At 72.7% G+C, this 18,107-nt stretch carries 18 protein-coding genes; 9 read left to right on the top strand and 9 right to left on the bottom strand.

Features of this window, described 5'->3' with window-relative positions; genetic code table 11:
* Positions 1–102: 102 nt before the first annotated feature.
* On the bottom strand, positions 103–1,488 hold the full coding sequence (locus ACIO3O_RS04060) for a sensor histidine kinase (RefSeq protein ID WP_401741574.1): 1,386 nt from the start codon (positions 1,486–1,488) through the stop codon (positions 103–105).
* Positions 1,485–2,147: a response regulator transcription factor gene (locus ACIO3O_RS04055; RefSeq protein ID WP_401741572.1), complete on the bottom strand. Its 663-nt coding sequence runs from the start codon at positions 2,145–2,147 to the stop codon at positions 1,485–1,487. Before ACIO3O_RS04055 ends, ACIO3O_RS04060 begins: the two co-directional genes overlap by 4 nt.
* A 241-nt stretch (positions 2,148–2,388) precedes the next feature.
* Between ACIO3O_RS04055 and ACIO3O_RS04050 the strand changes: the two genes are divergently transcribed.
* Positions 2,389–3,066: a TetR/AcrR family transcriptional regulator gene (locus ACIO3O_RS04050; protein ID WP_401741569.1), complete on the top strand. Its 678-nt coding sequence runs from the start codon at positions 2,389–2,391 to the stop codon at positions 3,064–3,066.
* Between the two features lie 7 nt (positions 3,067–3,073).
* Here ACIO3O_RS04050 and ACIO3O_RS04045 read toward each other — a convergent pair whose 3' ends face one another.
* A complete protein-coding gene (locus ACIO3O_RS04045; protein WP_401741568.1) occupies positions 3,074–3,766 on the bottom strand; it encodes a phosphatase PAP2 family protein in 693 nt (230 codons plus the stop codon).
* The gene (locus ACIO3O_RS04040) at positions 3,763–4,416 is read right to left on the bottom strand and encodes a phosphatase PAP2 family protein (protein WP_401741565.1); all 654 of its coding nucleotides are present in this window, start codon (positions 4,414–4,416) and stop codon (positions 3,763–3,765) included. The genes ACIO3O_RS04045 and ACIO3O_RS04040 overlap by 4 nt, the downstream gene beginning before the upstream one ends.
* Positions 4,417–4,567: 151 nt before the next feature.
* Here ACIO3O_RS04040 and ACIO3O_RS04035 point away from each other — a divergent pair, with 151 nt between their 5' ends.
* From ACIO3O_RS04035 to ACIO3O_RS04025, 3 genes are all read left to right on the top strand, one after another.
* The gene (locus ACIO3O_RS04035) at positions 4,568–4,939 is read left to right on the top strand and encodes a BlaI/MecI/CopY family transcriptional regulator (RefSeq protein WP_401741563.1); all 372 of its coding nucleotides are present in this window, start codon (positions 4,568–4,570) and stop codon (positions 4,937–4,939) included.
* Positions 4,936–5,907, top strand: coding sequence for a M56 family metallopeptidase (locus tag ACIO3O_RS04030; RefSeq protein WP_401741561.1), 972 nt, complete (start codon positions 4,936–4,938; stop codon positions 5,905–5,907). Before ACIO3O_RS04035 ends, ACIO3O_RS04030 begins: the two co-directional genes overlap by 4 nt.
* A 169-nt stretch (positions 5,908–6,076) precedes the next feature.
* The gene (locus tag ACIO3O_RS04025) at positions 6,077–6,496 is read left to right on the top strand and encodes a molybdopterin-binding protein (protein WP_401741559.1); all 420 of its coding nucleotides are present in this window, start codon (positions 6,077–6,079) and stop codon (positions 6,494–6,496) included.
* Between the two features lie 199 nt (positions 6,497–6,695).
* On the opposite strand, the gene ACIO3O_RS04020 is transcribed toward ACIO3O_RS04025, so the two are convergent.
* The 3 genes from ACIO3O_RS04020 to ACIO3O_RS04010 all read right to left on the bottom strand — a co-directional run bounded on the left by ACIO3O_RS04020 (position 6,696) and on the right by ACIO3O_RS04010 (position 11,059).
* Positions 6,696–8,594, bottom strand: a complete 1,899-nt coding sequence (locus ACIO3O_RS04020; RefSeq protein ID WP_401741558.1) for an amino acid transporter — start codon at positions 8,592–8,594, stop codon at positions 6,696–6,698.
* 379 nt (positions 8,595–8,973) lie between these two features.
* Positions 8,974–9,948: a pirin family protein gene (locus ACIO3O_RS04015; RefSeq protein ID WP_401741555.1), complete on the bottom strand. Its 975-nt coding sequence runs from the start codon at positions 9,946–9,948 to the stop codon at positions 8,974–8,976.
* A gap of 106 nt (positions 9,949–10,054) precedes the next feature.
* A complete protein-coding gene (locus tag ACIO3O_RS04010; protein ID WP_401741553.1) occupies positions 10,055–11,059 on the bottom strand; it encodes a D-alanyl-D-alanine carboxypeptidase family protein in 1,005 nt (334 codons plus the stop codon).
* A 189-nt stretch (positions 11,060–11,248) separates the two neighbouring features.
* Between ACIO3O_RS04010 and ACIO3O_RS04005 the strand changes: the two genes are divergently transcribed.
* Positions 11,249–12,199 carry a hypothetical protein gene (locus ACIO3O_RS04005; protein WP_401741552.1) on the top strand — a complete coding sequence of 317 codons (951 nt, stop codon included), beginning with the start codon at positions 11,249–11,251 and terminating at the stop codon, positions 12,197–12,199.
* Positions 12,200–12,224: 25 nt separating this feature from the next.
* Here the strand turns inward: ACIO3O_RS04005 and ACIO3O_RS04000 are convergent, their stop codons facing one another.
* Positions 12,225–13,052 carry a class I SAM-dependent methyltransferase gene (locus tag ACIO3O_RS04000; RefSeq protein ID WP_401741550.1) on the bottom strand — a complete coding sequence of 276 codons (828 nt, stop codon included), beginning with the start codon at positions 13,050–13,052 and terminating at the stop codon, positions 12,225–12,227.
* A gap of 74 nt (positions 13,053–13,126) precedes the next feature.
* Here ACIO3O_RS04000 and ACIO3O_RS03995 point away from each other — a divergent pair, with 74 nt between their 5' ends.
* A complete protein-coding gene (locus tag ACIO3O_RS03995) occupies positions 13,127–13,723 on the top strand; it encodes a TetR/AcrR family transcriptional regulator (protein ID WP_401741547.1) in 597 nt (198 codons plus the stop codon).
* 6 nt (positions 13,724–13,729) lie between these two features.
* Here the strand turns inward: ACIO3O_RS03995 and ACIO3O_RS03990 are convergent, their stop codons facing one another.
* On the bottom strand, positions 13,730–14,419 hold the full coding sequence (locus ACIO3O_RS03990) for a response regulator (protein WP_401741889.1): 690 nt from the start codon (positions 14,417–14,419) through the stop codon (positions 13,730–13,732).
* 189 nt (positions 14,420–14,608) lie between these two features.
* Between ACIO3O_RS03990 and ACIO3O_RS03985 the strand changes: the two genes are divergently transcribed.
* The 3 genes from ACIO3O_RS03985 to ACIO3O_RS03975 are packed head-to-tail and all read left to right on the top strand — an operon-like array spanning position 14,609 to position 17,997.
* Positions 14,609–15,535 (top strand): ABC transporter ATP-binding protein, encoded by a 927-nt coding sequence (locus ACIO3O_RS03985; RefSeq protein WP_401741545.1) that lies wholly within the window; start codon positions 14,609–14,611, stop codon positions 15,533–15,535.
* A gap of 5 nt (positions 15,536–15,540) precedes the next feature.
* Complete coding sequence (locus tag ACIO3O_RS03980; RefSeq protein WP_401741543.1) at positions 15,541–16,299, top strand: ABC transporter permease; 759 nt, start codon at positions 15,541–15,543, stop codon at positions 16,297–16,299.
* A gap of 54 nt (positions 16,300–16,353) precedes the next feature.
* Complete coding sequence (locus ACIO3O_RS03975) at positions 16,354–17,997, top strand: sensor histidine kinase (protein ID WP_401741540.1); 1,644 nt, start codon at positions 16,354–16,356, stop codon at positions 17,995–17,997.
* The last annotated feature ends 110 nt before the right edge of the window (positions 17,998–18,107 follow it).

Raw genomic sequence — 18,107 nt, 5'->3', positions numbered from 1 at the left:
AGTCAGGATGTGTTCAGGTTTCCGGTGACAGCGCCGCCGCCCTGACACCGGACCCCTCCGGCAGCCCGTCCCCCGGCGCCCCCCTCCCCGCCCGCCCCCGGCTCACCCGCCCGGCAGCCGGACCGTGAACCGGGCCCCGGGACCATGGTGTTCCTCGTGGTGGACGTCACCGTCGGCGGAGCGGGCCAGGCGTCGCGCGAGCGGCAGGCCGAGGCCCGCTCCCCCGTGCCCGTCACCGGGGTCCGCCCGGCGGCCCGGCAGGAAGAGCTCCCCGGCGAACGACGGAGGCACGCCGGGCCCGTCGTCGGTGACGTCGATCCGTACGTCCTCCCCCTCCCGCCCCACCTCCACCACCACCCGCGAACGGGCATGGCGCAGGGCGTTCGCGAGGAGTGGGCTGACGACTCGTTCGAGGAGCGCGGCGGCGATCCCGGCTTCGGTACGGGGTTCTCGGGCGGTGACGGTGAGCGTCACGTGGGCCGGCACGTCGAGGTGTCGGGCCAGGCCGCGCAGTACGGGCAGCACTTCGGTGGTGCCGGGCACCGTGTCCGCGTCGTCACGCGCCTCCCGGAGCAGGGTGTCGCAGATGGCGGTCATGCAGTCCGCCGCCTGCCCGATCACCTCGTGTGCGGCCCGGATCTCGGCGGGTGTACGGGGACGGGACCGGCACCAGTCCAGTTCGGCGACGATCCGGCTGAGCGGGGTGCGCAGCTCGTGGGAGAGCTCCGCGGTGAGCCGGCGCTCGTGGCGCAGCAGTGTGCGGATGCGGTCCAGGAGCGTGTCCAACGAGGAGCCGAGGCGGGCCAGTTCGTCGGGCCGTTCCGCTGATCCGAAGCGTTCCGCGGAGTCGGCGCCGCTCCGTTTCAGGGCCTGGTCGGTCATGGCCTGTACGGGGCGCAGCGCGAGGCCCACGGTCAAGCGGGCCAGGACGTAGGTGCAGGCGAGCATGACGGCGTCGAGTGCCAGCGAGCCCTGGAGCGAGGTGGCGGCGGAACTCCGGTAGGGGGTCAGGTCGAGAGCGGTGACGACGGCGGCTTCGCCCGCCGGGCCCACGAGTTGGCGGGAACACAGCCGGACGGGGGTGTGGCCTTCGACCGTGGTGCAGCGTTGTCCGCCGGCCGCGACGAGGGTGTACGCCGTGCGTGTCAGGGGGCTGTTGGGCGGGGTGTGCGGGGGCTGCTCGATCAGCCGGGTTCCCTCGTAGATCCAGACGTTGCTGTCGAGCAGGTCGTCGTGGCCGCTCTCCCGGACGACCACATGCCGGCCGTCCGTGTCGACGGTGGTGGCGACGGCGGCGGCCCGGGTGTGCAGTGCGTCGTCCGCCTGGTGCTGGAGGTGCCGGCCGACCACCGTGTTGAACGCGACGGTGAGGACCGTGATGAGGAGCGTGGCCGTGAGTAACGCGGCCAGGGACAGCCGGCCGCGCAGGGTGCGCGGCGCGAGGCGGTGCAGTATGGGGCGCGCGAGGCCGTGCACGAGTGCCGTCATGTCAAGCGGTGGCCCACCCCTCGGGCGGTGGTGATGGCGAGGGCGCTGCCCGCCAGGCGCAGCTTGCGGCGCAGCCGGGTCAGGTACTGGTCGAGGGTGTTGTCGTTGACCCGTGCGCCTTCCGGCCAGCCCGCCCGGACCAGTTCCCGCCGGGAGACCATCCCCCCGGCTCCGGCCATCAGCAGGGCGAGGAGGCGGAACTCCGTGGGGGTCAGGGCGAGTTCGACGCCCCCGACCGCGCAGCGGTGCCCGACGGCGTCCAGCGTCAGATCGCCCGCCGCGGCGGGAGAAGCGGACGCCGTGCGCCGGAGCACCGCACGGAGCCGGGCCGCCAGTTCCGCGAGGTGGAAGGGTTTGGGCAGGTAGTCGTCGCCACCCGCGGCGAACCCGGACAGGCGGTCCTCCAGCCGGTGGCGGGCGGTCAGGAAGACCACGGGGAAGATGAGCCCGTTCGCCCGCATCGCCTGGCACACGTCCCGGCCGTCCGCGTCGGGCAGCCCGATGTCGAGCACGGCGGCGGACAGGCCGGAGGTCGCCAGGCGGAGCGCGGTGGCGCCGTCCGGGGCGGACCTCGGGTTGAAGCCCTCGTCGCGCAGTCCGCGTACCAGCACGTCGCGCAGCGCGTGGTCGTCCTCGACGACCAGGATCTGGTGGCACATGGCCCTCCGTCGGCTCTGTCGACGTGCACGCAGGACCCGGGGCCGGGAAGCCGCAGGGACGCGGTCCTCGGGCGCTGCCCGGGCCGTACCGGTCCGCACACCGCCCGGCGCAGCAGGCACGGTCTACATTAGTGTAGACAGTGTGCGTGGGGCCGACCCACGCACACGCTTGAGGCGTACGACCCACCTACCGGGCGAAGGGCACCAACCGCATGACGAACACCGTGCCAGACACCCGCCCTTGAGTGCGGAGCCGCTCGACCGGACCGGGGCAGCGGCGACGCGCGTCCGGCGGGACATCCTCGTGGCCGCCCGCAGTGCGTTCCACCAACTCGGCTCCGCAGCCGGGATCGTGGACATCGCCAAGATCGCCGGGCTGGGGCCCGCGGCGCTCCACCGGCAGTTCCCCACCAGGGAAGCCCTGATCGAGGCGCTCGTCGAGGACTTTCACACCCACCTCATCGGTCTTGCGGAGAGGGCGACCGCTGCTCCCGCCGACCGGGCGCTGGAGGAGTTTCTGCGCGGGGCCGGGTGGCGGATCGCGACCAGTCACGGATTCCTGCCGCGGACGTGGGGCGAGCAGGCCCGCCCGGCGCAGATTCGTCGGCTGGCCGCGCTCACGGAGGACCTGGTGCGCCTTTCCCGGCAGAGCGGCGCGGTGCGCGACGACCTCACGACCGGCGACGTCCTGGCCGCCGTGAGTGCGTTGCGCGGCGTCATCGAAGGGGCACCGGCGAACGGCAGCGCAGAACCCTGGCTGCGGCATGTGGACATCGTGCTGGCCGGGATGCGCCGCGCAGCTCCTGCCACCACCGGGAACTTCCCCAGGCCGCTCGCAGGACCTTCGGGGAACGACCCGTCCGGGAGCAAGGGCAAGGAGGCGACGACGCCTGGCGCACCATCGCCCCGCACACCGTAACCATCGGCTACCCGGCCCCGCACCGGAACCCCTGCTCGCCGGCGGCAGCCACTCCACTCCCGAGGCGAACGGACAGCCATCGGTACCCGGCCCCCACGCACAGCCCGAGCCAGCCGACGGCGAACAGCCAGCCGCCGAGCACGTCGACGGCCCAGTGGACCGCGAGGTAGGCACGTGTCATACCGACCGCGAGCCCCCAGCAGACGACCACGGCACACCACACGATCCTGCCGCGCGGCGCACGGAGCCGGAGGGCGACGAGGACGAGCCCCGCGGCCAGCGCCGCTGTCGTCGTGTGCCCGGAGGGGAAGGCCCAGCCGGATGCCTGCGCGGCCCAGGCGGCGTGCGGCGGTCGCGGCCGGTGCACGAGGAACATCACGCCGTAGCGCACGAGTTGGCCCGCAGCGAGGCACAGCGCCCCAAGCGCGACGGCCCGCACCCGTTGCGGACCCGTGCGTCCGGCCCACGCACCGGCCAGCACGACGAGTACGTACGGCACGACGGCCGAGCCGGTGGCCGTCAGCGCACGGGCCACGGCCACCGCGAGGTGCGGCCGGTGACCGACCGACCAGGCCAGTACGGCGTCGTCCACCGGGAACGGCAAACCGTGGCGACCGGTCACCAGCACCGTCAGAACGGCGAGGGTCGCGCTTGCGGCGAGGCCGACGAGGAGGAGGGTCCGGCGCTGCTGCGGCTTCATGAGGAGGACGGCCCGGACGTCGCCGCCCGGGGCCCCGGTCGAGATGCGGCCGGTCGACGGACCAGACCGGCGGGGGCCTTCCGTACCAGGAGCATGGCCGCCAGGGCGACGAGCACGCCGAGGAGCGTTCCCGCGACGACGTCGTGCGGGTAGTGCGCGCCCACCCAGACCCGGGAGGCAGCCATGGCCAGTGCACCGGCGGAGGCGACGATGCCGAGCCGGGCGGAGACGAACCACAGGCAGACGGCCGCCGCGGCGGCGAGCGTGGCGTGGTTGCTGGGGAACGACCAGTCGCCGACCGCCGGGCACGCCTCCAGGGTGGCGACGTGCAGGGACTGGCAGGGGCGCAGTTCGTGCACCCCGCTCTTCAGCACCGTACTGACCTCGAACGCCAGGACGGTCACGGGCGGAGCGAGCAGCGCCGGTACGGCTCGGGGGCTGCCCCGGCGGCGGGCCCGCCACCAGCCCGCCAGCATGAGGACCGCGAACAGGGCCAGGCCATAGGTGGAGTACGCGCCGACGATCCCGTCCAACCAGCCGGGCGCGTGCTGTGCGTGGCCCACCACGTCGAGATAGGCCGACCCGTCGACGGACGCGCCGTCGAAGGTCGGCACCTCGGCCCCCGTCACGCCGTACGTCATCCGGTGCATCACACGCTCCCTTCGAGCACGTCGGGGCGGACTGGTCCGCTGTCGGCCGCGCAAAAGATGCCCGGCTCCGATGTGCTGCCGCCTATCCTTCGTCTACATCACAGTAGTCGGTCTACATCACTGTAGACGCTCAACGGAGGAGGTTCGTTCCATGGCCGATACGGACGGTGAGCGGCGACCGGCGGGAGAGCTGGAGTCGAGCGTCCTGGCGGCCCTGTGGGCGGCGGGCGTGCCGCAGACGGCCGCACAGGTCAGGGCCGCGATCCCGCAGCCATTGGCCCGCACCACCGTGGCCACCCTGCTCGCCCGCCTGCACGAGAAGGGCGCCGTCGGCCGCCGCCCCGGCGGACGGGGCTTCGCCTACTTCCCCGTCGAGGACGCCCCCGGCCTGACCGCCCGCCGGATGCACCGCGCGCTCGACCAGGACGCCGATCGCGGTGTCGTGCTCGCCCGGTTCGTCGAGGGGCTCGGGCCGGAGGACGAAGCGGAGCTCCGGCGTCTGCTGGAGGGCGACGACCGGTGATCGCCCTCCTGCTGTTGCCGCTCGCCCTGCCGTGGGCACTGGCCCCGCTCGGCAGGGCGGCGCTCGCGCGCATGCGGCCCGAGCAGGCGTTGTGGACGCTCACGGCCGCCACCGCCGTGCTGGCCGCGGGCGTGGTGTCCTGTCTGGGGGCGCTGCTGCTGCCGCTGGCCCTCGCGTTCGCCCCGGTGGCGGCCCTGGCCCACCTGATCCAGCCGCCACGGTTCGGTCCGGACGCCGTCACCCTGGGCGTCTCCACGCCGGCCACCGGATTCCTCGCGCTGGCAACGGTCGGTCTGGTCCGCGGCACCGTGCGCGAAGTGGGGCGCCTGCGCTCCGTCCACGCCCGGGTCTCCCGGCTGCCGCACGCGGGAGGCCTGTGCGTACTGGAGGACTCGCGTCCGGACGCCTACGCCCTGCCCGGCGTCCGGCGCGGTTCGGCGCGCATCGTGGTGACCACCGGCATGCTGCGCTCGCTCGGCGCGGCCGAACGCGAGGCCCTCCTCGCCCACGAGCGCACCCACCTCCGCGCCCGCCACCACCTGTTCCTCGCCACCGCCCAGCTCGCGGGCCGCTGCCACCCCGCACTGGTACCGGTCGTCGCGCAGGTCTCGTACGCGGCCGAGCGCGCGGCGGACGAGGGGGCGGCCCGTTCCACCGGCAGCCGTACGCTCACCGCCCGGGCGATCGGGCGGGCGGCACTCGCGACCACCCGGAGCCTCCGCCAACCGTCGTCCGCCGGGGACCTCGGACAACCGCCGCCGTGCGCACTCACGGCGGGTGCCACCACGGGCCCCGTACCGGCCCGGGTGAAGGAACTGCTCACGCAGCGGACCACGCACCGGATCGCCGCTCCCCTGCTGGCCCTCGCCCTGCTGTGCCTGACGGCCGGAACGTCCGCCCTGAGCGGGGCGGTCCTTCTGCACCACGAGGTCGAAGTGGCACAGGGGGAGCACCCGTTCACCCGGTGAACGCACTCGTTCCCGACTGCCGGACCTGATGTGCGGGGCGAAGTGCGCCTGTGCGCTCGCGGATGCGAGGCCTCGCCGCAAGAATCCGTTCTCTGCCCCTAACGTGTGAAATCACCGCAGGTCAACAGCTTGCTGACCGTACCGACCTTCATCTGTGAGGCAGTTCTTCATGAGCTTGAGCATCCGCAACCAGATCGCCGGCACCGTCACCGCCGTCACCCCGGGCGAGGTCATGGCGACCGTCAAGGCCCGCCTCGTCGGCGGCCAGGACATCACCGCAGCGATCACGCTGGAGGCCGTCAAGGAGCTCGGGCTCGCCGAGGGCTCCTCGATCAAGACCCTCGTGAAGTCCACCGAGGTCTCCCTCGCCACCGGCCCGGTTCAGGGCCTGTCCATCCGCAACCAGATCCCGGGCACCGTCACCGACGTCGCCACCGGTGGCGCCATGGCGTCCGTGAAGGTCTCCGTCGAGGGCGGCGAGCTGACCGCCGCCATCACCGCGGACGCCGTCGCGGACCTGAAGCTGGCCGCGGGCTCCTCCGTCGTCGCCCTGATCAAGTCGACCGAGATCTCGCTCGCCGCCGTCTGATCCCCCGCAGTACGAAGTGGAGCGCCGCACCTGCTTCAGGTGTGGCGCTCCGCGTCGTACGGCCGGGACCTCCTCCGGGATCTCCGCCGGGATCTCCTCGTACAGCGGGTCGTTTCCGATCTGGCGGAACGGACGGATGGAAGCTGCGGTTCAGCGCGCGTTTCCCCGCATCGTCCTGCACACGGCCCGAGGCCTCGGGTCAGGCGCCCACGTGGATGCCGGGACGCTTGGCGGGGTCGGGTTCCTGATTGCGGATGACCTCGCGGGTGACGGGGGCGGTGTCGCCGCGGCCGAGCAGGAAGTAGCGGAACATGTGCGTCACGGGACTGCCCTCGGCCCAGGCGAAGTAGCAGTGCGGTATGACGTCGGTGGCGTCGCGCAGGGCGAGGAGGACGGCAGCGATGGCATTCGGGGCGGCCGGGGCCTGGGCACGCAGGATGCGGTGGCCGTCGACCTCGACGCCGCGGACGGTGAGGGCGTCGCTGAAGTCGGAGGGGTCGACCACGTCGATCTCCAGGAACAGCACGTCGGCCTTGCCCGGTACGGGGTTGGTACCGCGCTGCTCGTACTCCTTGGCGGCGTACTCGGCCCCGTCGCCGGCCTCGCGCCGGTTGGCGATGATGTTGATGGCGTTGTCGTGCGCGAGGGTGTCGGCCACGAACCGCCGGGCGTCCGGGTCGAAGACGATGCGGTCGGCGCGCAGTTCGGTGCTGCGCGAGACCCGGGAGACGAGCGAGACGACGATGATGCCGAGGATGAACAGGCCCGAGATGGCGATGCCGTCGGGCTTGTCGACGATGTTGGTCACCAGGGCGTAGAGCAGGACCGCCGTGAGCACCGCGAATCCGGTGGCCGCCGCACGCCTGCGCCGGTGGACGGCGGAGACGGTGACGGCGAACGCACCGGAGACCATCATGGCCAGGATGCCGGTGGCGTAGGCGCCGGCCTGCTTGCCGACGTCCGCACCGAACGCGAAGGTGATGATGACGCACAGCGTGGTGTAGACGATCACGACGGGACGTACTGCCCGTCCCCACTCGGGGGCCATGCCGTAGCCGGGAAGGTACCGGGGCACGATGTTGATCAGCCCGGCCATCGCCGACGCGCCCGCGAACCAGAGGATCAGGATGGTGCTGATGTCGTACACCGTGCCGAATGCCTGGCCGACGTGTTCGTGGGCGAGCCAGGCCAGGGCGCGGCCGTTGGCCGCGCCGCCGGGCTCGAACTCCCGGTGGGGAATGAGCACCGTGGTCACGAAGCTCGCGGCCAGCAGGTAGACGCTCATGACGAGTGCGGCGGTGGTCAGCAGCTTGCGCGCGTTGCGGATCCTGGAGCGCAGGCGCTCTTCGTCGTTCGTGCCGTCGGCCGAGATCAGGGGCATCATGCTGACGCCGGTCTCGAAGCCCGACAGGCCCAGCACCAGCAGCGGAAACGCGAGAAGTGCGGGCCCCGCGAGCTGACCGGGGCCGCCGCCATGCGTGAGGGCACCGGTCCATGCGGAGAACGCTCCCGGTGTGGTGAACACCTGCACCATGCCGACGCCGATGACGACGGCGTTGAGTACGAGGAAGATCGCAACGAGGGGGATGGCGACCGTGACGGCCTCGCTGAACCCCAGGAGGAAGACTCCGCCCAGGAGCAGCAGCAGTACGACGGTCAGGGCGACCTCGTGCCCGTGCAGGGCCTGGGGAAAGAGGGGGTTCTCCATCACGTGCACCGAGGCGTCGGCGGTGGAGAGGGTGATGGTGATGACCCACGAGGTGGCGACGAAGCCGAGCAGGACCAGTACGAACAGCTTGCCCCGCCAGAACGGCAGCAGGTCTTCCAGCATCGCGACGGAACCGGCACCGTGTGGGCTCTCCTTGGCCACCCGCCGGTACATCGGCAGCATCCCCACGAGCGTGAGTGCCACGAGCAGCAGCGTCGCGAGCGGGGAGACCGCCCCTGCCGCGAGCGCGGCGATGGCGGGTACGTACGCAAGGCTGGAGAAGTAGTCGACGCCCGTCAGGCACATCACCTTCCACCAGGCGTGCGACTTCCCCTGCCCCTGTCCGTGATCCGCCGTCCGCCCCGCGGGCTGCACCTGATGACGCAGCATCCACCGCGCCACACCGCTGCTCGGCTGAGCGCGTCGGGCGGGACTCTCCACGACTTCCGGTATCGCCGAAGCGTTCGCATCCCTCATGTCCCCCACAAGCCCTTCTCGCTGTCGCGGAACTCGGCACGGCGTCGCGCCCGCTGCTCACGTGGCCGTCGTGGCACATGCGCGCGGCTGACACCGGCCAACCCCGCCAGCTACCTCACCGGCTGGAACACTGCACTTGTGCCCACTCCTGCCGTCCCCAGAACAGCCCTTCGGTGACTGTGACGTCCTACCGCGGCCGGGACACGGGAAGGGCCGCTCACGATGGAGCGGCTTTCCCCGGCAGCGATGTCACCCGTCCTGCCTCTCCTGGCGGGCACGACGCCTGTGCAGGTCAGCGCACGTTTCCCCGCGGCTTCAGCGGTACGTTCGGCAGTTCCGGTGCGGGCAGCGACGCCCCGTCGTATCCCTTGACCTCGCCGAAGCGGTCGCCCGTCATCCAGTCCGTGCGGGCCTGCGTGATGTCCTGCGTGGTGCGGCCCACAAAGTTCCACCACATCAAAACGGGCTCGCCGAACGGTGTTCCGCCCAGCAGGATCGTGCGGGCCGTCGCGTCCGACTCGTTGGTCAGGGTCAGGGTCGGGGTGCCCTCGGGGAGGTGGCCGAGGTCGGAGCGGTTGAGGAGGGTGTCGGCGAGGCGGACCGGGCCCGCGTCGACCAGGAGGCCGTGTTCGAAGGCCGGGTCCAGGGGGAGCGTGAGGGTGGCGCGCGGCGGGAGCAGGATCTCCGCGCCGAGGAGCGGGGTGAAGGTGGGGACGGGGGAGGTGTCGCCCGCCAACGTGCCGAGGAATACGCGGAGTTCGGCGCCGGAGACGTGCACCGGGGTGGGCGCGTAGTGCTGGAAGGCGGGGGCCGTGTCGCGGGCGGACTCCGGGAGGGCGACCCAGAGTTGGACGCCGTGCAGGGTGCTGGTGGCGGGGGTGGAGACCTCGGAGTGGCTGATGCCCCGGCCGCTGGTCATCAGGTTCAACTCGCCGGGGCGGACGTAGGCGTGCGTGCCCAGGCTGTCGCGGTGTTCGATCTCGCCGGTGAAGAGCCAGGAGACGGTCTGGAGCCCGGTGTGGGGATGGGGCGCCACGTCCATGCCGCCGGTGGTGGCCACGTCGTCGGGGCCGTAGTGGTCGGCGAAGCACCAGGCGCCGATGAGGGAGCGGGCGCGCTGCGGAAGCGTACGACGCACCGTCATCGCCCGCGGGCCGCCGAGCGGTACGTCGCGCGGGGTCAGCACCTCGACCCGGGGGACCGCGTCCCCGGCCCCCGAACCCGGTTCGCACACGACCGCTGTGGGGTCCTTCTCGGCGTTGCTCATGGCGTGTCCTTCGTGTCCTGCGTGCGTGCGCGATAACGGGTGGGGTTGTTGTGATGGATGGTACGGGGCCGGTCTGGCCCCGGATGCCCCGTACCTCCCCCGCCCCCTACGACGACGGCTGGTTCAGCGTGCCCAGCGGCCTCACCTTGCCCGCCGCCTTGAAGCCCCAGTCCAGGAGCGCGCGCGCTTCGCGGTAGACGGTCAGGCCGTTGCCCTGCTGCGGATTGAGGACCGTGACGATCAGCGTGCGGTCGCCCCGCTTGGCCGCCGCGATCAGGGTGTTGCCCGCCTTGCTCGTATAGCCGTTCTTGACGCCCACGATGCCCCGGTAGCGGCCGATGCCGTTGGCTCCGGTCAGCAGGCGGTTGGTGTTCTGGATGGCGTACGAGGAGATGTGGCTGCCGTCCGCGCGCGTCTTGTCCGGGAAACGGGCCTGCGCGGTCGCGGCGAACTGGGCGAACGCCTTGTTCTTCAGCCCGGCGCGGCCGAAGAGCGCCAGGTCGTACGCCGTCGAGTACTGGCCCGGAGCGTCGTAGCCGTCGGCGGTGGCGACCTTGGTGTTGCGCGCGCCCAGGGCGCGGGCCTTGGCCTGCATCTGGGTGACGGTCGGCTGCCAGCCGCCGTTCATCGCGGCCAGGACGTGCACGGCGTCGTTGCCCGAGCGCAGGAAGGTCCCCCGCCACAGGTCCGCCGCCCGGTAGGTGCGTCCGGCCTTCACGCCCACCACGCTGCTGCCCTCCCCCACCCCCGCCAGGTCGCTCTTGCTGACCTTGCGCAGGGCCGAGCCGGGCACGCGGGGCAGTGCGGTCAGGGCGAACAGGGTCTTCAGGGTGCTGGCCGGGGGCAGTTTCGCGTGCGGGTTGTGGGCGGCGAGCACCTGGCCCGTACGGGCGTCCGCGACGATCCAGGCCCGGGCGGACACCTTCTTGGCCAGTGCGGCCCGCGAGGGGACGGCGGCCGCCGCCAGGCCCGACGTGCTCGGAGCGGCGGAGGCCGACGACGTGAGTAATCCCGACTGCGCGGGCAGCAGGAGCATCAGTGCGGCTCCGCCGATGACTGTGCGGCTGACGACTCGACAGGAGGCGCCCGAGGCCGATGAGATGACGGTCATTCAGTCACGGTAGGGAACCCCACCCACCCGGGCCGACCTGTATTGCGCCAACTGGACGAGAGCGACCGAAAGCCGACAAAACATGGCGGTACCGGGCTCCGATTGTGCAGATTGCCCCCGCTGCCGGTCCGTCCCGGTCCGCTTCTTCCTACGGTACGAACACGCATCCCCGAAGAAGGAGAGCCCCCCGTGCGCGCCCGAGGCCTCAACTACGACACCGGATTCCTGCCCGGCGACGAACTGTCCCGCCCCGTCTTCACCGAGGAGGCGGTCCGGCGCGACATGGCCGTGCTCGCGGGCGACCTGCACTGCGACGTCGTACGCGTCTCCGGCCGCGACCCCGAACGGCTCAGCACGGCCGCCCGCATCGCCGCCGAGGCGGGTCTTGAGGTCTGGTTCGCCCCCTTCCCCGTCGACCTGCCCGCCGACGACCTGCTCCCCTTCCTCGCCGACTGCGCCCGCCGCGCCGAGGAGATCCGGAGCACGGGCGCGGAGGTGGTCTTCGTCGCCGGGTGCGAGCTGAGCGCGTTCGCCCGGGGCTTCCTGCCCGGCGACGGCTACGGCGAGCGGCTGCGCAGCATGGCCGAGGCGGACCGGGACTGGTGGATGTCGCTCGGTCCGGTGCAGGAGCGGCTCAACGCGTTCCTGGCCCGGGTCGCGGCGACGGTGCGCGAGCACTTCGGCGGGCGGATCACGTACGCCTCGGGCCCCTGGGAGTCCGTCGACTGGACCCCCTTCGACGTGGTCGGCGTGGACGCCTACCGGGCCGCGTACAACACGGCGAACTTCCGCGAGGAGGTCCGCTCCCACCACGCCCACGGCAAGCCGGTCGCCGTCACCGAGTTCGGCACCTGCGCCTACCGGGGCGCGGCCGACCGGGGCGGCATGGCCTGGCAGGTCCCGGACGGCGTCGTCGCGGACGAGGGCGAACAGGCCCGTTACTTCGGTGAGTTGTCCGACGTCTTCGAGGCGGAGGGCGTCGACACCGCCCTCTGGTTCACCTTCGCCGCCTGGGACAGGACCGGCCCGGACGACCTCGGCTCGTACGGCGTCGTCCGCGTCCTGCACCGGCACAACGACCAGGACTGGGAGCCGAAGGAGGTCTTCCGGGCGATGGCTGAGCGGTACGGCAAGTCCTGACGCGCAGCCGCTCTCTGACGCTCCCTCACTCCCGTACGGCCACCACCGCCAGCGTCGTGTACGTCACCGGGACCGTCCCGCCCGCCGCGTCGACCGCCTCGCCGAGCCCGGCCAGCACCCGGTCGAGCAACGGGCCCGGGAGGCGGGTGTGCACTCCGGTGGTGGCGGTCTGGTCGAGCCATGCGGCGCGGGTGTACGTGTGCTGCCAGCCGAAGCGCCGCACCTCGGGGGCCCCGAAACCGCCCGCCTCCCTCATCCCGTCGGCCGCCATGGCGCACATGATCTCGTACGCCTCCACGGCCGGCCTGTCCCCCCACGCGGCGGCGGGCGAGTCCGGCAGCAGACGGGCGTAGACCTCCGCGAAGGCCTCCCCGAGCGCGGGGGCGGGGTCCGCCGCGTTCCAGAACGGGGCCAGCACACCGCCCGGCCGCAGCACCCGCGCGGCCCGGGCGGCTCCGGCGTCCGGGGCGACCCAGTGCCAGGCCTGCCCGGAGACCACGGCGTCGAAGGTCCGCCCGCACGGATCCCACTCCTCGAACACCCCCTTCTCGACGGCGAGTTGATACCGCCGCCGCGCCAGCTCGGCCATCCGCGCGTCCGGGTCGACGCCGAGCACCGTGCAGCCCTCCGCCCGGAACAGCCGGGAGGAGATCCCGGTACCACAGCCGACGTCCAGGACGTCACGGGACGGTGCGAGCAGGGAGACGATCCGCTCGGCCAGCGCTCGGGGGTAGGAGGGCCTGGCCCGGTCGTAGCGTGCGGCGTCAACGCCGAAGGACTCGGCGGTCGCGCGCTGCCGGTGCACCGGGGGCTCATCGCGTTCGGGCTCTCCGCCCGAAGGTAGAGTGGGCATGCGCCCACTATGAGTGGGCACATGCCCACTCGTCAACCGGCGTACGGGAAAAGGGAGATGGGGGTACGTTCACGATGCCGACCGGCACAGCCATCCGGGACGCCCGGGACCAGCTCTTCGCGGCCGCCGAGCGCGTCCTGCTCAGGGACGGGCCCAGTGCGCTGACCAGCCGCGCGGTCACGGAGGAGGCGGGCTGCGCGAAGGGCGTGCTGCACCGGCACTTCGCCGACTTCGACACCTTCCTCGCGGAGCTGGTGCGCAGCCGGATCGACCGACTCGCCCTGCTCACCGCCCAGTTGGAGTCGAGCACCGCCCCGGTGGCCGACGCGCTCGCCGCCGCCCTGACGGACCTCTTCGACCCGGTGGCCGTGGCGACGGTCGCCCTCGTGGTCTCCCGCGACGGCCTGCGCACCCGGCTCCGCGAGACGACCCCGGCGGGCATCCCGCTCCTGGCCGAGGCCACCGAACTCTTCGCCACCCACCTCGCCGCCGAACGCATGCGGGGCCGGATCGCCCCGGAGGCCGACGTCCACGCGCTCGCCCCCACCCTCATCGGCACCGGCCACCTCCTCTTCGCCGACCGGACGGGCCCGGCCCCGGACGCGGAGACGGTGCGCAGGGCGGTGGGAGCGGTGCTGGGCGGCGAGGCGCGGGGACCCGCCTCCCCATAGGCCCGCCTATGAGTGACGCCCCGTCAGCCCTGCTTCGTACGCCGCGATCGCCGCCTCCACCCGGTTGCGGACGCCGAGCTTGGCGAGGATCGCGCTGACGTGGGCCTTCACCGTGACCTCGACCAGGCGGAGTTGGGCGGCGATCTCCGCGTTCGACAGGCCGGAGCCGACGAGGGCCAGCACGTCGCGCTCCCGTGCGGTGAGGCCGGACAGTGCCGAATCGTCGAGGTCCGGGGCGGGGCGGCCGACGCGCAGTCCGGCCACGACGCGGGCGGCGACCCGGGGAGAGAGGTAGGCGCCGCCGGCCGCCACCGCGTGGACGCCTCGCAGGAGTTCGCGCGGGTCGTCCGCCTTGAGCAGGAAGCCGTCGGCGCCCTGGCGCAGCGCGCGGGCGATGTAGTCGTCCTCGCCGAAGGTGGTCAGCATGATCACCGCCGTGCCGGGCAGCTCGCGGTGGATGTGCGCCGCCGCCGCGATCCCGTCGACGCCGGGCATCTGGATGTCGAGCAGGGCCACCGCCGGGCGGTGCGCACGTACCGCTGCGACGGCCTCGGCCCCGTCGGCGGCCTCGGCGACGACCTCGATGCGCGGGTCCCTCGCCAGGATCGCCCGCACCCCGGCGCGGACCATCGCCTCGTCGTCCGCGATCAGTACGTCGATCGGTACGTCCACCAGTACGTCGATCGGTACGTCCATGACATCCCGTACGCCGTCCCGTACCTCGTCCCGTGTGTCAGCCATCGGCGCATCGTAGCCGCCGGGACCTTCGCCGGGGACCCCTGACGAAAGTAAAGGGCCTGGTCACCGACCTGAGAGCGATGCGCCCGCGCCCGTACGGCACCTAGCTTCAAAGTCGTACCGAACGACGACACCGGAGGAGCTGCCGTGCTCACCCTGCGAGGGCTGACCAAACGCCATGGCGGGACCGTCGCCGTGGACGACCTGACGCTCGACGTCGAGGAGGGCCGCGTGACCGGGTTCCTCGGCCCGAACGGCGCGGGGAAGTCCACCACCATGCGCATGATCCTCGGCCTCGACCACCCCACCGCCGGAACCGCGCTGATCGACGGCCGACCGTACGCCCAACTCCCCCACCCGCTGCGGGAGGTGGGTGCACTCCTCGACGCGAAGGCCCTGCATCCGGCGCGCTCGGCACGCGGTCATCTGATCGCGCAGGCCCGCAGCAACGGCATTCCCGTGCGCCGCGTGGACGAGGTGCTGGAGCGGGTGGGCCTGGCCTCGGTGGCCCGGAAGCGGGCCGGGGCGTTCTCGCTCGGGATGTACCAGCGGCTCGGCATCGCGGGCGCACTGCTCGGCGACCCGAAGGTGCTGGTCCTGGACGAGCCGGTCAACGGACTCGACCCCGAAGGGGTGCGCTGGGTGAGGGAGTTGGTGCGGGAACAGGCGGAACAGGGGCGCACCGTCTTCCTCTCCAGCCACCTCATGAGCGAGATGCAGCTGACGGCCGACCGGCTCGTCGTCATCGGGAAGGGGCGACTGCTCGCGGACCTCCCGATGGCCGACCTCCTCGCCCGCAGCACCTCCGCCTCGGTACGCGTACGGACGGCCGACCCGGCGGAACTCCACCGTCTGGCGGCCGAGTTGAGGGGAGTCGATCTGGACTTGCAGGGCGAGACAGCCCTCATCGCCCGAGGGACGACCGCGTCCGCCGTCGGCGACCTGGCCCACCACCTCGGCGTACGGCTGCACGAACTGCATTCCGTCACGCCCTCGTTGGAACAGGCGTACATGGAACTGACCGCGCAGAGCGTGGAGTACGGGACGACGAGCGAACCGAAGGCGGGAGTGTGACCACGATGACAGAGCAACCACGGACCGCCACCCTGGCGCAGGCCATCGGCTGCGAGTGGGCCAAGCTGTGGTCCGTCCGCACAACAGCGGCCTGTCTGCTCGCCGGACTCGCCCTGACCGGCGTCTTCACCTTCTACTACGGCTCCATCGCCCGCATCAACGCGTACCCCCTCCAGCCCCTCGGCAACGCGCCGGTCTCCTCCCTCACCCTGGGGCAGTTCGCGCTCCTGATCCTCGCCATGGCCACGGTGACGAGTGAGTACGCCACCGGAAGCGCCCGCGCCTCGCTGCTGTGGGTGCCGGTGCGGGCCCGGCTGCACCTCGCCAAGTCGGCCGTGACCGCGGCGGTGGCCTGTGCGGCCGGGGTCGTCTTCGGGGTGGTGGGCCTGGCCGTCGCGTGGGGCCCGTTCGGTGGTCGGGCGACCTTCGACGCGGCGGAGGCGGCGGTTCAGGTGCTCGGCATGGGGGTGTACTGCGCGCTGCTGGCGGTACTGGCCGTGGGCGTGGCGTTCGCGCTGCGGACGGCGGCTCCGGCGATGAGCGTGCTGGTGGTGCTGGTCGCGGGACTTCCCGCTCTGTGCACGGGGCTGGGCGGACCGTTCCTGCTGGCCGTCAACGACGTCCTGCCGCAGACGGCGGGAACGTACTTCCTGCGCGGCGGCGAGGCCCCGTACCCCGCACCCGTCGGACTCCTGATCGTGCTCGGCTGGGCGTTCGCGGCACATGTGGCGGGGCTGACGGTGCTGCGCAGCCGGGACGCCTGAGGAGTGCGCCGGGACACCTGAGAGGCGGAGCGGCCGATGGCCGAGACTGATCCCGTGTTCGATCGACTGAAGCCGCAACGGCCCGCCGCCGCCGTCCTCCGGAAGGCGCTCCTCCTGGACACCGCCCTCTGGGCCGTCCTCGCGGGCGCGGGGATCTTCGCGTACGGAGAGCGGGCCGCGCCCTCCCTCGTACGGGACCTCGTGCTGCCGCTGCTGGTCCTGGCGGTGGCGGGGCCCGTGAGCCGAAGCCGTCCCCGTACCGCCGTGTTCCTCGCCAGCGCGGTGTGCGCGCTCGGGCTCGCGGGGCCGGTTCCGGCGGGCAGCCCGTACCTGCTGGCGCTGGCGGCCCTGGCCTTCCGGCTCGGCACCGGGCCGACCGGCACCCGGCCCGCGCTGGTCGCGCTCGGGGGCTGCCTGGCCGTCGACCTGCTGGTGTGCGGGATGCTGCGGGTGGACGCGGTGTACTGGTTCTACACGGTGTCGATGGTGCCGCTGGCCCTGCTGCTGCCGTGGCTGACGGGACGGTACCGGCAGGCCAGGGCCGCGCTGGTGCGCGACGGCTGGGACCGGGCGAAAGCCCTGGAAGAGCGACAGCGCTCGGTCGCCGAGCGCGCCCGGCTGCGGGAGCGCAACCGCATCGCCGCCGACGTGCACGACTCCCTCGGCCACGAGCTGAGCCTCGTCGCCCTGCGCGCCGGGGCCCTGGAGCTGTCCCCCACCCTGTCGGACACCGACCGGGCCGACCTCGCCGAACTGCGTGCGGCCGTGGCCGACGCCGTCGACCACCTGCGGGACACGATCGGCGTGCTGCGGGACGGCGACACTCAGGTGGCACGTTCCGACACGGCGTCGCCGCCGGAGACCGTCGAGCAACTTGTCGCCAGGGCAAGCGAATCCGGCGCCGCAGTCGACCTACGACGCACCGGCACCAGCACCGGCACCGGCAGCACCAGCACCAGCACCAGCACCAGCACCAGCACCAGCACCAGCACCGGACCGTCCCTCGCCCCCGTCGTCGACCGCACCGTGTACCGGGTCGTCCAGGAAGCGCTGACCAACGCCCTCAAGCACGCGCCGGGCAGCCGCGTCCGCATATCCGTCGACCACCGGGATTCCCGTACGTCGGTACGTGTCACCAACCCGGCCCCCTCCACCCCCACCGCACCGCCCTCCCCCGGCGGCCACGGTCTCACCGGGCTGCGCGAGCGGGTCCGGCTGATCGGCGGCACCTTCCGCGCCGGGCCCCGGGACGGCGGCTACGAGGTGCTGGCCGCGCTCCCCGACGACGTGACCCAGCAGCCCAGGGAGCCCGTGCCACAGGCCGACAGCGGACCGGCCGCCGCCCGGCGCGTCACGCGGCGGCGCTTCGCGGTGGCCTTCGCGGCACCGGCCGCGCTCGGGCTCGTCGCGCTGCTGTCGGCCGCCACGCTCGCCCACCAGCTCACCGGCTGTGTGCTGCGCCCCGCCGACTTCGCGGGACTGCGGGAGGGGCAGCCGCGCGACGCCTTCGCCGGCCGGCTGCCCGATCAGCAGTTCGCCTACGTGCCGGACCGTGTGCGGGCGGCGCCGCAACCAGCGGGTACGCGCTGCGAGTTCTACCGTTCGAACGGCAACCTCCTGGACCGGGCCGACGTGTACCGGCTGTGCTTCACCGGTCCGCGCCTGGCGGCCAAGGACGTACTGCCGGGCGGCGAGTGAGGGGTGGGCGCGGGGGTGCGCCCGTCTCCGTACACGATGTTCGATCAAGGACCGGGCAGCGTGTTCGATCACGGGAGGCTCGTGACGGTCGATCTCGGAAAGTGCGTGTC

The sequence above is a fragment of the Streptomyces sp. NPDC087440 genome, from assembly GCF_044744005.1.
Lineage (GTDB): Bacteria > Actinomycetota > Actinomycetes > Streptomycetales > Streptomycetaceae > Streptomyces.
The sequence above is the reverse complement of the archived record's forward strand: the minus strand, read 5'-3'. Positions and strand labels throughout refer to the sequence as shown.